Origin of the sequence: Paenibacillus gyeongsangnamensis (assembly GCF_027533625.1) — a bacterium.
Taxonomy (GTDB): Bacteria; Bacillota; Bacilli; order Paenibacillales; family NBRC-103111; genus Paenibacillus_G; species Paenibacillus_G gyeongsangnamensis.
Window position 1 is genome coordinate 239,136 of record NZ_JAQAGZ010000010.1, and the last position, 14,303, is coordinate 253,438.

A 14,303-nucleotide genomic window follows, 5' to 3' on the forward strand; every position below is an offset into this window, starting at 1 on the left:
TTCGCGAAGTGAAGTCAAACCCGGCGGAGCCGCTCATTGAATCGGCGTGAAGCGGTGTTTCTTGGCGTATTCCCGGGGGGAGACGCCGGTGACCTTTTTGAAAATTCGGCTGAAATAAAACTCGTCCGTATACCCGACGCTGCCGGCGATCGACTTAAGGCGGTAATCCGACAACACGAGCAGTTCCTTCGCCCGGTCTACCCTCAGGTGAGTCAAGTAATCGATCGGACTGTAGCCGATATATTTCTTGAACAGCCGCGAGTAGTGGCTGACGCTCAGACCCGCCATTTGGGCAAGGCCTTCGAGTGTAAGCGGTTCCTGATAATGGCCGATCATGTAATCCTGCGTTTGTTCGATCGTTGCGGTCGTATCGCCGGCGGCCCGCTGCGCGCGGAAGTCCGTCACCAGGGTGAGCAGCAGCTCCTGCAGCAGGATTTTACGCCGCATGGCGGTCATATGGCCTCTGCGCTTCCACAGCATGTCGAGCTGCTCGAACAGGTAGATGAGCTGAGGCGTATTTGTTACCGTATACATTCCTTCCAGCGGGAAGCGGGATTCCTCGGCGCTGTTTACAATCCACTGTTCCTTCTCTTCGTAACATTCCGTATAATGAAAGCGGAGGAAGTAGTATTCAAGCGGCTGCTCGGGGTCGGTGGTCCGTTCGACGACCATGCCTGGGGCGAAGCAGAACAGCTTCCCCGGCTCAGCCGGATAAAGCGTACCCCCGATAGTGAAGGTACCCCGGCCTTTGATGACAAGCCACAGCGAGTAATATTTGATGGCGCGCGCTTTTTGATGCCAATCCGGCGCGCATTTCTGGTGGCCTACCAGCAGGATGGACAAGACCAGCCGGTTCAGGCGTGAAGCCATCTCACCCGGTGTCAGCATAGGGCACCTCTCTTTTATCAGTAGTTACAAATCCGTTGCCCTCATTATACTCCGAACACGTGTGCATTGAGAAGAAGAGAAGGAGAAATTGCAAGCGATGACCATAGACCGACTGACGGAACAAAAATCGTACTTTTCCGCGGAGCTCCTCGCCTGGTACCGCAGGCACAAGCGGGATCTGCCTTGGCGAAGGAACCGCAACCCGTATCATATCTGGGTGTCCGAGATCATGCTCCAGCAAACGCGGGTGGACACGGTGATCCCTTACTTTCACCGGTTCATCGAGAAATTCCCGACGACCGAAGCGCTCGCCGAGGCTCCGGAGGAGGAAGTACTGAAGGCCTGGGAAGGGCTTGGCTATTATTCCCGCGCCCGCAATCTGCAGACCGCCGTACGCGAGGTGCACGAGCGGTACGGCGGCGTCGTGCCTTCCACGAAGGAGGAGGTATTCTCGCTGCGCGGCGTAGGCCCCTATACGGCGGGGGCGATTCTCAGCATCGCCTATAACCAGCCTGAGCCCGCAGTCGACGGCAACGTCATGCGCGTGCTGTCCCGCTATTTCCTCATAGAGGAAGATATCATGAAGGGAAGCACGCGGGTGACGATGGAAAAGCTGGCGCAGGAGCTCATACCGGAAGGGGCGGCAGGCGATTTCAACCAAGGGCTGATGGAGCTCGGCGCGCTCGTCTGTACGCCTAAATCGCCGAACTGCCTCACCTGTCCGGTGATGGCGCACTGCGCCGGACGAGCTGCCGGCATGGAGGAAGCTCTGCCGGTGAAGAAGAAGGCGAAGCCGCCGCGCCCGGAGCGCCGCGTCGTCTCGCTCATCCTCGGCGACGGCCCGAACGCGGGCCGCATCCTCGTGCGCCAGCGGCCGGCCGAGGGGCTGCTCGCGCGGCTTTGGGAGCTTCCGCATACGGAAGCTCCCAAAGCCGGCGAGAACGCCCCGGAGGCGCCCTTGGCCGCTGCGGCTGCGCACGAGGCGCTCGCCGCGGCGCTCGCGGCCGACGGGCTCGGGCTTGGCCCGGCCGCGTGGCTGATGCACGCGGAGCATACGTTCAGCCATATCCGCTGGGATATGGAGGTGTACGTATGCAGGCCCGAGCCTTCGCCGCTCGGCGCCGACGTGCCGCCGCTGCTGCCATCGCACTACCGCTGGATCCGCCGCGAGGACATGGACCAGCTCGCTTTCCCGAACGTGTTCCTGCGTATATTGGATACCTATTTTGAAAGCTGAACCGAAGCCGCTCGCCCTATTCAAGGCGAGGGATCGGCGATTTTCTTTCCGTGGAACAATGGCAAAAAAAAGGCTCTGTTCGCATGTTTGCGAGAGGGCCGTTTTTTGTTTTTCTCTGGATTGCTCGGAATAGCTGGGCAACTTACTGAAAAAGGGGCCCGTGTTGTGCCAGTCACTCAACTTTTACGTACGAAAAATCAGTTGATCTTACTGAATTTTTCCTCTTTTATGAAATCCGCGTTTTGTTAAGGAGCCCATATAACACTTAGTTTCTTTTGATCTTTCATAAAAACTTATTGTTTTTAAGGAAGTTAGTCTCTATCTCTTTCTTTAAACCAACCCGCATTATTTTTTTGGTTATTTTGATGCAGGGACATATTCTGAAACTGACACTACTGTTGGTCCAGCTACTGGAAGTACGCATACTTACAAAGTGCAACTTGAAAATGGATATTGGGTAGGTTATGAGGATACTGCACAAATAGGCTCAACTGCTGTAACCATCAATGCAAATCATCTTGAATATTATAAGGTAATTTCAAGTCTTGGCGTACCATATATAGGTACAGCCAATGACAAATTGAAAATGTTTAATGTCCAAAGCAATCATTAGGTGGGGTTTGGCACCTACCTTCATTGACGCCACTTAGCGAAACTGGCAGTTCATTAGATTTCTCAAGTGGGTCAAGTGGGTATTGGTACTCGTGGAATAGCTAATGTTGCGCTATTAATAAAATAGGAGTGATTAGAGTTGAAAAAGAAACTAAATATTTTAATTATGACTATGGCGATTGTTTCCATTTGTTCAATCGGTGTTGCGATGGCCCAACCTAACATCTCTGAGAGTACAGTTCAAACTTCTCACGATATCTCAAGACTAGCTAAAGAAGGAGTAAAGCTAAAAAAAACCATTGATAATCCAACAATAACACAGGCGCAAGCTATTGATTTAGCATCAAAATACGCTCAGGGTTATGCTCAAGAAGCAAAACAAATAATTGCTGAATATCATTTATTGAGTAACGATAAACTTACATTGTTCTCAGATTCAGCAAAAGAGAAAAATCCTAAACTAAAAATAGACGGGAAACTAAATGATACCCCAGTGTATATTGTAACTTTTAAAGGTATCACAAAAAAAGGACATGTTTCATCTATCAAACAGAAAGTACCCGTTAATCATGAATATAATCTTGTTATTGATGCAAATTCAGGTGAAGTTTTATATGGTTTTTCATATAGATAAGTCAATTTTGAGAAAATGCACACTTTTAGAGAGCACTGCAAAACGAACCCAGTACCTCAATGGTACTGGGTTCGTTGTATATTTTCCGGTCTAATACTTTATTTTCAGACTAAAGGTTTATTTTCATTGAACAATGATCGCTTGAAGATCCGCCGCGGTGACATTTGTAATCAACATGCAATCTGATTTTCATGTGGCATTAATGAATCGCGCTTATAATAAATCTCGACCCCCTTTTTAATATATAAATTAAGACCCACATCCCGTTGATGTGGGTCTCTTTCTGCGATCAGAGAGGTAAAGTAACATACCGTAACATAGTGTAACACTATGTTACTCTAAGTTACTTTAAGTTACTTTAAGTTACTTTAAGTTACTTTAAGTTACTTTAAGTTACTTTAAGTTACTTTAAGTTACTTTAAGGCAAGGGACTTCCTCATCAAGCCGACGGCCTCGGCCCGGGTGCTGGAGTCGATTAACTATGTACTTGGGCTGAAGGGGTCGGTGAAGTCCGGCTGACGCCCACCGGCTTAGATCATCGCCCGCAGGGCGTCGATATTCCGTACGAGGATCTGCTTCTTGTCGATCGAAAGAATATGCTCCTCCTGGAGCTCCTGCAGCACTTTGGTGACGGACTCGCGAACGGTTCCGATCATATTGGCCAGCTGCTGGTGGGTAAGCTTCACATCCACGAGAGTCCCGTTCGGCTTCCTCACGCCATGCTCGTCCGCCAGACGCACAATCGTCTTCACCGCACGGGAGCGTACATCCAGAAACGTCAGATCGTAGATTTGCTCGTTGGCCCGGCGCAAACGCTCCGCAGTTACCTCCAGCAGACGAAGGCACAGCTTGGGGGAGCGCTCCATAAACTGCTGGAATTCGGCCCGGACGAGCGTATAAGCGGAAGTCGCTTCGAGCGTTTCGGCTGTTGCCGAACGCGGGTTGCCCTTGTGAAGCATCGCCATTTCCCCGAAATAATCGCCCTCCCGGAAGAGAGAGAGGATGATCTCCTTCGAATTATCGATGCGGTAAATCTTGACGACGCCGGACTGGATGAGAAAAAATTCGTCTCCGGCGTCCCCTTCGAAGAACAGGATCGTGCCTTTTTTATATTTGCGCTCTACAAATAGAGGCGAGATCGTCTCCAGCTCCGCAGCCGTTAAATCTTGAAACAGCGGAACCTGCTGCAGGAGGGGGATCAATTTGCTCATTAAGTTTCACCTTTTCGGGACAGGTCTGGTTGCTTTTATTATAGCGCTCATCCTACGAATGTACCAGAGCCTCTTCGCCGACGCGATGAATCATAATATGAAGATGGCGGGATAGATCGATTTCGTACGGCGTACAGAGATCTTCCCCTTTCGGGTTCGTCAGTACGCGGACGACGGGACGATGGCGGGCCAGGTTGATTTTGCAGACGATGCCGGTTTCTCCCGTGCTTAGCCGGACGCTGACGCCCAGGGGGTAAATGGCGACACGGTTGCGGAAATATTCCACTTGGGCTTTCGGGTAATGCGTACCCGCCGAGGTAAACAGCAGCTCGAGCGCATGGTCCGGAGAGATGGCGGGCCGGTAAGGCCTCGGGTTGGTCATGGCGTCGTAGGCATCCAGCATGCCCACCCACAGGGCGAAAGGGTGAATGTCCGGGCCGGTCAATGCGTCCGGATAGCCGGTACCGTCGATCTTCTCATGGTGCTGGAGCGCGCAAAAAGCGGAGAGCGGCGGGACGCCGGGCAAATCCTTCAGCAGCCGATAGCCGAATTCCGTATGCTTCTGAATTTCCGCGTATTCGAGCGGAGAGAGGGCGGAAGCCTTTTGCAGCAGCGCCGGGGAGATTTGCGTATTGCCGATATCGTGCAGCAGCGCGCCCATGGAGAAGGCGACGGTGTTCTCCTCGTCGTAATGCTCCAGCATGGCGATGCGTGCGGCGTAGACGCAGACGTTCAGCGCGTTGTGGAAGAAATGCTCCACCATCGTAAAATGCCGCCGGTTCGAGTGGAGCAGCATGACCGTGTCCTCATCGGGAGAGTACCGGTCGTTCAAATCCTCCATGATGAGCTGAATGGAGCGCTCGGCCGTCGCAGAGAAGCGCTTCCGGTCCGCCGGTGTCGCCAGTCCGCCCCGCTGCAGCTGCTGGAAGAGGCCGATCAGATTCGTGCGGACGAAGCGAAGCGTCTCGTCGCGAAGAGGCTCGTGGGTCACGATATCTTCGGTTCGCGGGTCCACGACATAAAGCTGGTGGTACCCAAGCTGCCGGAGCTTATGAATGAGTCCTTGCGTCAGCTCCATGCCGTCGCCCAGCAAAGTTTTGCCTTCGTCGGAAACAATCGCTTTTCCAAGCCTCATGCCTGGACGTACGGAGGGGATGGGGAGTAGTCTCATAGACCTGGTTCTCCTTCTGGGAATGATAGGAATTAAGGTGCGGGGTGCATCGTTCTTTAGACTTAATTTGTTATGATTATTATTCCATAAAATCCCTAAACATTCTGTAACCTGCGTAACAATAACGGTAAAAATGTTGAGAGCAGGTGGCTGATAGGAGCCTAGGAATCCAGGATAAACGGCTACGCCGTCCTTGTCTTACAAGGACCAGCGCGTTTATCAAGGTTGATGCGAAGCTGTAAGTTGTGAAAACTTATAAATTCTTATCAACGCAAAAAAAACCGGTGAAGCGAGGGCTTCACCGGTCGTTAGCAATTATTCTTACTTTGCGGCAGCTTCGTAGCGCTTGCCGACTTCTTCCCAGTTCACAACGTTCCAGAACGCTGCGATGTAGTCAGGGCGTTTGTTTTGGTATTTCAGGTAGTAGGCATGCTCCCATACGTCCAGTCCGAGGATCGGCGTTTCGCCTTCCATAATCGGGCTGTCCTGGTTAGGCAGGCTGTACACTTTCAGCTTGCCGTCTTTGGATACGGCGAGGAAGGCCCAGCCGGAGCCGAAACGGGTCGTTGCCGCTTTGGCGAAATCTTCTTTGAATTTATCGAAGCCGCCGAGTTCGCTGTTGATCGCGTCAGCCAGCTTGCCGGACGGAGTGCCGCCGCCGTTAGGGCCGATCGTTTCCCAGAACAGGGAGTGGTTGGCATGGCCGCCGCCGTTGTTGCGGACTGCGGTTTGGATGCTTTCCGGAAGGCTTTTCAGATCGGAGATCAATTCTTCAACGCTTTTGGATTGGAGGTCGGCATGCGCCTCAAGAGCCGCGTTGAGGTTCGTGACGTAAGTATTGTGGTGACGATCGTGGTGAATCATCATCGTCATTTCGTCGATGTGAGGCTCAAGTGCGTTGTTGGCGTAAGGAAGAGCTGGTAATTGATGTGCCATGGTTTCTTAAATACCTCCCAAAATGTAATATGTATTTCAATTCAATTATCGCCGATTTTCTATATAAAATCAACAAGTATGTATACTAAGTCACCCAGGGCCGGCGAAAGCCTCGGTAACCCGGACTGCCGTCTATTTCTCCCGGCTCACGAGCTCGTCGATAATCTGGTTCAGCATCGCCGTTCCCTGCGCATTCAGCCAGGGCGAGAGGTCGCTCATTACGCGCTGGTGGTAATGAAGCTCCTCCGAGGTCCACTCGGGCGTCTTTAGATCGTTCAGCTGTTGCATGCGTCTGATTTGGCTGCTCATGGTTGAATGATCCTCCTTTCCCTGTAATCATTACCGGAATATGGTTTCACAAGGCGCCGTCTTTTATGCAAGCCGAAAATCATCCAAGGAAAAGAGGATGTTTCGAAAACGAACCGCATAGAATGGAAACAGGTAAGAAACGAAGCAATCGCGTGCGAGAATGAGCATAGAGAATGAAAACGCTTAAAATAAAGCGTTTTCAGAAGGAATTCAAAAAAAATTGAAGAATTCTAAACTTTTTTTGAAGATTAAGCAGGATTTTTCCGAGAATTGTCGTATTTATATATTAACCAAACCATGTTGCGGGGGAATTCATCATGCTAGTCGGTTCTTATCAGGTTCGTTCCTTTCAACTGTCAGATTATGTTTCTGTCACCGACTGTTTTCAGAGCGTGCTCTCGGATGAATGCTACGAAGAAACGATGGCTGCCTTCGCCAGACAGCTGTCCTGGGACAGCGAGCTTGTCCTTGTCGCGGCGGAAGAGGGCGAGATCGTAGGCGTTATTGTCGGAACGATCGACAACGACAACGGGTATTACTACCGCATCGCGGTTGAACAAGAGCATCAGCGCCGGGGGATCGGTCAAGCTCTGATCGAGTCGCTCCGCCAGCGGTTCCTGCAGCGCAAGGTACGCCGCATCATGGTTACCGTGGATGTCCATAATGAAGTGGTGCTGCCGGTTTACGAGAAGGCCGGGTATCACGACACGGATTTTTCCCGCACGCCGCATCGGCTCAGCATTGTGAACGGATAAATAAGATTAATTTCAAGCAATCATTCCATATGGCATAACTTCGACGCTGCGGCTTCGGGTTATGCTTTTTTTGTATCCATGGGAGCGGACAACCCTTGAAAGCGGTGCAACATAAGTTTATTCTAGAATGAAGAAGAACTTCGGCGTTCTTACCTTAATTATGCTTATCCTAAATCCGCTGTAGAAAGGTATGGACGTCATGGCGAATTTTACTCCTTTTATTATAAAGAGCTTCAAACATGACGGTCATCTGCATCGGATGTGGCTGGAGAATTGGCTTGTACCGGAAGAGGCCCTTCACGAAACGCATCGCTCGGATCAAACGATGGTGTTCATCAACAGCCAGACGAAGATCGTGGAAGCGGACGGCAAGGAATGGGTTAGCCGCGTACCGGGGGTATCGTTCTTTATCCCCAAGATATGGTTTAATGTCGTGGCGCTGATCGAAGAGCACGGCGTCCGCTATTACTGCAACGTGGCATCGCCGCCTTACGTTTCGGGACGGGTCGTTACTTATATCGATTACGATCTGGATGTGATCCGTATGCCGGACGGGGACGTGCACGTCGTGGATCAAGAGGAATATGAGCGTCATAAGATCAGCTACCACTATTCTCCGGTAGTGGATGCGAAGGTGAAGCAAGGGATGCAGGAAGTGCTTGATCGCGTTCGCGGCGGCAAGCCGCCGTTTCATGACGAGGCGGTGTACGCCTACTATAAACTGTGGGAGCAGTGGAGAGCTGGCGGATCGGAGGAATAAGATGGACAGCATGTCCCCGAAGAAAGCAAACCGGGAGCTTCTGGACCCGCCCTTACGGGGGGAAACCGAATCAAGCCTGCTGCATGAGGCGCTGGATTGGTTCAAGTCGATCATCTTTGCGGTGGTTGTCGTTTTTCTGCTCCATCATTTTATATTCCACCTCTCCACCGTGAAAGGAACTTCCATGCAGCCGACGCTGGAAGATGGAGAATGGCTCTTTATTAATAAAATCGTACGCATTACCGGCTCCGTTCAGCGCGGAGAGGTCGTTGTCATTCAAGAACCGACAGGCACCGATAAGGCTCACCCGTTTCTGGTGAAGCGCGTCGTGGCCGTCGCCGGAGACGAAATCTCGGTCCGCTCCGGCAAGCTCTACGTCAACGGGGAAGAGGTCAAGGAAACCTATACCGACGCGGTCATTGAGGACGGACGGTTCGAGCCCTACACCGTCGCGAAGGGGCAGATTTTCGTGATGGGGGATAACCGCCACCGGAATGCCAGCTATGACAGCCGGTCCTTCGGCTCCGTACCGCTCACCGACATCGAGGGTAAGGCGCAGTGGATCGTATGGCCGCTGGGCAAATGGAGAAGCTTGTAAGGAATCGGAGTCAGCCCGAAGGGAGGGAATGGACAGCATGAACGTTAGCGACGGGCAGTGGCTTCGTCTTCGGGAAGAGCTGAGAGAAGCGGCGCCGGAGCTTGGGATCGACAAGATCGGCTTCGCCTCTGCAGACCCGTTCACCGAGCTGAAGGGGATTCTGCTGAAGCATCGGGAGAAAGGGTTCGAATCCGGCTTCGAGGAGCGGGATATCGAGAAGCGGGTGAATCCGGCGCTGTCGCTGGAGGAACCGCAATCGATCATCTCCATCGCCGTGGCCTATCCGTCCAAGCTGAAGGATCCGCCGCGCTCCGAGCCCGGCGCTTATAGAGGGATGCTGTCTCGCTCGGCCTGGGGCACGGATTATCATCACGTGCTGCGCAGCCGGCTTGAACGGCTCGAAGCCTGGATCCAGGAGCGGGTGCCGGAGGCCCGGATGCAGAGTATGGTCGATACCGGGGCCCTCGTCGACCGGGCGGTGGCGGAGCGTGCGGGCATCGGCTACGTCGGCAGCAACTGTGCAGTCATAACGCCGGAGTTCGGCTCATGGGTGTATCTCGGGGAGATGATTACGAATATTCCGTTCCCGCCCGACCAGCCGATCACGGACAGCTGCGGCGATTGCACGATCTGCATCGACGCGTGCCCTACCGGGGCGCTGGTCGGTCCGGGGCAGCTGAATGCGCAGCGGTGCGTCTCGTTCCTGACGCAGACGAAGGGGATCATCGAGGATGACGAGCTGAAGCGCAAGATCGGCAACCGGCTGTACGGATGCGATACGTGCCAGATCGTATGCCCGAAGAACAAGGGCATCCACTTCGATCGTCATCCGGAGCTGGCGCCCGATCCGGAGCAGGTCAAGCCGCTGCTGAAGCCGCTGCTGTCGATGTCGAACCGCGAATTCAAGGAGCGGTTCGGCACGAGCGCCGCGGCTTGGCGTGGCAAGAAGCCGATCCAGCGCAACGCGATTCTGGCGCTGGGCAATTTCCGGGACGCGAGCAGCGTACCGCAGCTGCTGGAGCTGCTGCGGGCGGACGAGCGTCCCGAGATCCGGGCGACGGCCGCCTGGGCGCTCGGCCGGATCGGGGGCGAGGCCGTGCCGGAGGCGCTTGCGGCGGCGGTCGCCAAGGAGACGGACGTCGCCGCCCGGCGAGAGATCGAGAAGGCGCAGGCGGCTGTAGCAGGTGAGGGGACAGGTGAAGCGGAGGCATGAGCATACGGTATGACGAACTGGCTACGCCGATCGGCGCTTTGGTCCTGGCTTCCAGCGGCTCGAAGCCCGGTCAGGGACTGTGCCATATCGAGTTTGGCGGCTTTAAGGAAACGTCGGACCGCCTGACGGCTTGGTCCGAGCGTTGGTACGGCACGCGGGAGTGGCTCCGCGATCCGCAGCCGCTCGCCGCTGCGGCGGAGCAGCTGACGGCTTATTTTGCGGGCAGCCTTGACCGCTTCGACCTGGCGCTTGACCTGCAGGGCACCCCGTTCCAGCGCAAGGTATGGACGGCGTTGCTCGAGGTCCCGTTCGGGGAAGCTTGCTCCTATAAGGATATCGGCATCCGCATCGGTTCGCCGAAGGCGGTCCGCGCCATCGGCGGTGCGAACAACCGGAATCCGGTTCCGATTATCGTTCCGTGCCACCGTGTGATCGGGGCGGACGGCTCCATGGTGGGATACGGCGGCGGACTTTCCATCAAAACATTTTTGTTGCAGCATGAGGGCTTTCCATTGAAGGGGCGAATCTGAATGAGATATATTCATGTAGACAATGTGGAGCCGGGACAGTTTCTCGGACGGACGATATTTTCGGCAAACGGCGCGGTGCTGTTGTCCGAAGGCGTTCAGCTGACGGTATTCATGATCACGACCTTGCGCCGGATCGGCGTGACGATGGTCTATATCAAGGATGAGCTCTTCGAGGATGTCGAGATTGTCGATATCGTATCCGAGGAGACGAAGCGGGCCGTCATGCAGCGCATGGGGGAGACGTATGAATCGATCCGCTCGGGCAAGGAAATTAATACAAAGCAGCTCAACCTTAGCGTGGATCATCTGCTTGAGGAGATTCTGAAAAATAAAGAAGTGCTTATGCAATTATCCGATATTCGTTCGCAAGATAATGAAAAGTACGTGCATTCCTTGAATGTATGCATGATGTCGGTTTTGATCGGCATACATATGGGGCTATCGTCCAATCAGCTCCGGGAGCTCGCTACCGGCGCGCTGCTTCATGATGTCGGCAAGCTGGAGCTCGTTACCGACGATGAAAGCCCGGATCCGAAGAAGCATCACACCTGGCGCGGCTTCGAAGTGCTCAAGCAGAAGCGGGAGCTCAGCCTGCTGATTGCCCACGTCGCGTTTCAGCACCATGAAACGATGGACGGGCAGGGCGTTCCCCGCGCCTTAAACGGGGAGGAAATCCATCTTTACGCCAAAATCGTCGCCGTTGCGAACACGTATGACAATTTGCTGTTCGATGCGGCTACGGGCAAACGGATGCTGCCGCATGAAGCGTGCGAGCATATGATGGTACTGGCCGGCGGCAAGCTCGACCGGGAAGTGGTCATTCAATTCCTTCGTACCGTCTCCATTTATCCGACCGGCACCTCGGTCAAGCTCTCCACGCGGGAGACCGGCGTGGTCGTCGGCCAGCATCGGGGCTTGCCGGGACGGCCCGTGGTGCGAGTGGTCCGGAACGGCGACTCGAACGATTTTGAAGTCAAGGAAGTGGACCTGGCCAAGCAGACGACCGTATTCATCGACAGCGTCCTGCAGTAGCTTGCGTTCAGGGGGACAGGTGTTTGTAACTGGCGGGCTAACATGCTATGATGTGAGGTAATGGCAAATTCAAAGATCATGATCGGGTAGAGGTGAATTAGCGGATGTGGGGTTATGTGATCGCCGCTGCAGTCGCTCTGATCGTCGGGGGCGTCGGCGGTTTTTTTGCCGGAGTTACTTATTTGCGCAAGCAGATGGAGAAGATGCAGAACAATCCGGAGATGCTGCAGCAAATGGCTAAACAGATGGGCTATAACCTGAACAAGCAGCAAATGCAGAAGATGCAGCAAATGATGAAAAAACAGAAATTCCGTCCGTAAGCCCGGAAGCTCGGGCTTTTTGTATCGAGGATCAACAGGCCTCTTGTATGCTGACAGAGGAGGCTGATGTCATCTCGAACCCGTTTGCGATGGATGCGGACGAAGGAGGAGGCTAGAGCTATGCCGGCTAAGGAGTATCGGAACAGTAAGGTAGCCGATCATCGCGAGGAAATCGAGCATCATGTGCGGGAAATTCTGCGTCTGATCGGCGAGAATGTGGACCGGGAGGGACTGCTGGACACCCCGGCCCGGGTAACGCGGATGTATGAGGAAATTTTCGCCGGTTATGAGGCGGACGTGAAGGATATTCTTGGCGTAGCGTTCGATGAAAAGCACGAGGAGCTTGTGATCGTGAAGGACATCGTCTACTACAGCCAATGTGAGCATCATATGGCGCCTTTCTTCGGCAAAATCCACATCGGATATATTCCGAGCGGCAAAATTGCCGGACTCAGCAAGTTCGCCCGCCTCGTAGAGGCGGTCACGCGTCGTCTGCAGGTGCAGGAACGCATCACGTCCGAGATTGCGGACATTATCGATGGAGAGCTGGAGCCGCACGGCTGCATGGTCGTCGTTGAAGGCGAGCATCTGTGCATGTGCGCAAGGGGCGTGAAGAAGCCGGGCAGCAAGACGGTCACATCGGCCGTACGCGGCCTTTTCCGGACGGACTCCGCTTCGCGTGCCGAATTTTTGTCATTAATTCGCGTTTAATCCATTCGCGGGCTGCAAGAAGCCCCGCCGATTCCGGGAGACCGGTCGGCGGGGCTTTTGTCGTGTTCAGCCTGCCCGTATCTGTCCGCCCGGCTAGCCTCAGTATGCGGTCCACTTCAGCATCCGCGCGGCGGCGTAACGTTCGTTGACATGGTCCCAGTTCACCGTGTTCCACCAAGCGGCAATATAAGGAGCCCGTTCATTCTTATGCTTCAGGTAATAGGCATGCTCCCATACATCCAGCACCAGAAGCGGAATGACATCCCATTGGGACAGGTTCTGGTGCTTCTCCGCCTGTAGAATCTCAACCCTGTGGCTGCGGGGGCTCCAGACGAGCAGCGCCCAGCCGCCGCCCTCCACCTGCTCGGCAGCAGCGCTGAACTGCTTGCGGAACGCCTCGAAGCTGCCGAACCAGCGCGTAAGCTCCGCAGCAATCGCGCCGGTAGACTTGCCGCCCCCGCCGGGCTTCATGATGTTCCAGAATACGGTGTGCAGGTAGTGGCCTGCACCGTTGAAGGCCGCTTCGCGTTCCCAATGCTTCACCAGCGAGAAGTCGCCGGTCTCCCGGGCGCGCGCCAGCATCGTCTCGGCTTTGTTCAACCCATTGACATACGATTGATGATGCTTGTCATGGTGCAGCCGCATCGTCTCTGCATCGATATAGGGCTCAAGCGCGTCGTACGCGTAAGGCAGAGGGGGCAGCTTGTGCCCGCCGATCGGCACCGGCTTATCCTGCGGCGGCATCGGACGAATGCCCTGAGACCATACTCCCTCCTGCGTGGCCGTCAGTTCTGCGCCGTCCGGCTTCGTATCCTCGCGGACGAGGTGCAGGTAAGCTTCCTTCCGCTCGGCCGGAGCGGCGGCGGAAGAATGATCCTCCAGCACGTTCCCGCGCTCCCGCCATAAGCCGGGCCCCGACTCCTGCTCGCTCAGCGCTGCGGCATGCAGTACGCCGAGGAAATACTCGGATTCCCGGATAATATGCTCGATGACCGTTTTCACGATCGGATTCGATTGCACGGGAGCGCTCTGCGCCTCGATATCAAACAGATGGCGAATCCATTCCCGCGATTGCACCATCGACACGCGCAGCAGCTCATTGATTTGTCCGTACACGTAAGGGCTTAGCGCGGCCGGGTTTCTCACGAGCGCTTCAATCCATTGCTGGGCCGCAGCCTCCGTTCTTGCGAACACGCCTTCCCATTGGGACATCAGCGCGGTGTATCCCGGCTCCAGCGTCGGGGCAAGCTCGCGTATGACTACCGTATGCTCCTTCTCCTGCATTTTCCAAAAGCGGATTTCCTCGAGCAGCCTGAGCGGCATTAACGAGCCGTACACGGTCAGCATGACAAAAAACCTCCCCGAAGTTCTCGCCCGACTACTGCA

16 protein-coding genes are annotated in these 14,303 nt (G+C 54.5%); 10 read left to right on the forward strand and 6 right to left on the reverse strand.

The genetic code is table 11. The features are described from left to right. Window positions 1-33 precede the first annotated feature (33 nt). On the reverse strand, window positions 34-888 hold the full coding sequence (locus tag O9H85_RS17185; protein ID WP_269882644.1) for a helix-turn-helix domain-containing protein: 855 nt from the start codon (window positions 886-888) through the stop codon (window positions 34-36). Between the two features lie 97 nt (window positions 889-985). Here O9H85_RS17185 and mutY point away from each other — a divergent pair, with 97 nt between their 5' ends. Next, window positions 986-2,125 (forward strand): A/G-specific adenine glycosylase, encoded by a 1,140-nt coding sequence (gene mutY / locus O9H85_RS17190; protein ID WP_269882645.1) that lies wholly within the window; start codon window positions 986-988, stop codon window positions 2,123-2,125. 751 nt (window positions 2,126-2,876) lie between these two features. Beyond that, entirely contained in the window at window positions 2,877-3,371 is a 495-nt protein-coding gene (locus O9H85_RS17195; RefSeq protein WP_269882646.1) for a PepSY domain-containing protein, read from the forward strand. Between the two features lie 530 nt (window positions 3,372-3,901). Here the strand turns inward: O9H85_RS17195 and O9H85_RS17200 are convergent. The 4 genes from O9H85_RS17200 to O9H85_RS17215 form a co-directional block, all read right to left on the reverse strand. Next, the gene (locus O9H85_RS17200; protein ID WP_269882647.1) at window positions 3,902-4,582 is read right to left on the reverse strand and encodes a Crp/Fnr family transcriptional regulator; all 681 of its coding nucleotides are present in this window, start codon (window positions 4,580-4,582) and stop codon (window positions 3,902-3,904) included. Between the two features lie 52 nt (window positions 4,583-4,634). Then, entirely contained in the window at window positions 4,635-5,753 is a 1,119-nt protein-coding gene (locus O9H85_RS17205) for an HD-GYP domain-containing protein (protein ID WP_269882648.1), read from the reverse strand. Window positions 5,754-6,074: 321 nt separating this feature from the next. Further along, a complete protein-coding gene (locus O9H85_RS17210) occupies window positions 6,075-6,689 on the reverse strand; it encodes a superoxide dismutase (RefSeq protein ID WP_269882649.1) in 615 nt (204 codons plus the stop codon). A gap of 132 nt (window positions 6,690-6,821) precedes the next feature. Next, on the reverse strand, window positions 6,822-6,998 hold the full coding sequence (locus tag O9H85_RS17215) for a hypothetical protein (RefSeq protein ID WP_269882650.1): 177 nt from the start codon (window positions 6,996-6,998) through the stop codon (window positions 6,822-6,824). Between the two features lie 317 nt (window positions 6,999-7,315). Here O9H85_RS17215 and O9H85_RS17220 point away from each other — a divergent pair, with 317 nt between their 5' ends. The 8 genes from O9H85_RS17220 to folE all read left to right on the forward strand — a co-directional run bounded on the left by O9H85_RS17220 (window position 7,316) and on the right by folE (window position 12,917). Beyond that, a complete protein-coding gene (locus O9H85_RS17220; RefSeq protein ID WP_269882651.1) occupies window positions 7,316-7,753 on the forward strand; it encodes a GNAT family N-acetyltransferase in 438 nt (145 codons plus the stop codon). 199 nt (window positions 7,754-7,952) lie between these two features. Next, complete coding sequence (locus tag O9H85_RS17225) at window positions 7,953-8,513, forward strand: DUF402 domain-containing protein (protein ID WP_269882652.1); 561 nt, start codon at window positions 7,953-7,955, stop codon at window positions 8,511-8,513. A 1-nt stretch (window position 8,514) separates the two neighbouring features. Next, window positions 8,515-9,111 carry a signal peptidase I gene (gene lepB, locus O9H85_RS17230; RefSeq protein ID WP_269882653.1) on the forward strand — a complete coding sequence of 199 codons (597 nt, stop codon included), beginning with the start codon at window positions 8,515-8,517 and terminating at the stop codon, window positions 9,109-9,111. A 37-nt stretch (window positions 9,112-9,148) separates the two neighbouring features. After that, window positions 9,149-10,324 (forward strand): tRNA epoxyqueuosine(34) reductase QueG, encoded by a 1,176-nt coding sequence (gene queG, locus O9H85_RS17235; protein ID WP_269882654.1) that lies wholly within the window; start codon window positions 9,149-9,151, stop codon window positions 10,322-10,324. Further along, window positions 10,321-10,854 (forward strand): methylated-DNA--[protein]-cysteine S-methyltransferase, encoded by a 534-nt coding sequence (locus O9H85_RS17240; RefSeq protein ID WP_269882655.1) that lies wholly within the window; start codon window positions 10,321-10,323, stop codon window positions 10,852-10,854. Before queG ends, O9H85_RS17240 begins: the two co-directional genes overlap by 4 nt. Continuing rightward, window positions 10,855-11,886 (forward strand): HD-GYP domain-containing protein, encoded by a 1,032-nt coding sequence (locus tag O9H85_RS17245; RefSeq protein WP_269882656.1) that lies wholly within the window; start codon window positions 10,855-10,857, stop codon window positions 11,884-11,886. A 104-nt stretch (window positions 11,887-11,990) separates the two neighbouring features. Next, the gene (locus O9H85_RS17250) at window positions 11,991-12,206 is read left to right on the forward strand and encodes a YneF family protein (RefSeq protein ID WP_269882657.1); all 216 of its coding nucleotides are present in this window, start codon (window positions 11,991-11,993) and stop codon (window positions 12,204-12,206) included. A gap of 120 nt (window positions 12,207-12,326) precedes the next feature. Continuing rightward, window positions 12,327-12,917, forward strand: a complete 591-nt coding sequence (gene folE, locus O9H85_RS17255) for a GTP cyclohydrolase I FolE (protein ID WP_269882658.1) — start codon at window positions 12,327-12,329, stop codon at window positions 12,915-12,917. Between the two features lie 99 nt (window positions 12,918-13,016). On the opposite strand, the gene O9H85_RS17260 is transcribed toward folE, so the two are convergent. Then, entirely contained in the window at window positions 13,017-14,264 is a 1,248-nt protein-coding gene (locus O9H85_RS17260; RefSeq protein ID WP_269882659.1) for a Fe-Mn family superoxide dismutase, read from the reverse strand. Between the last annotated feature and the right edge of the window lie 39 nt (window positions 14,265-14,303).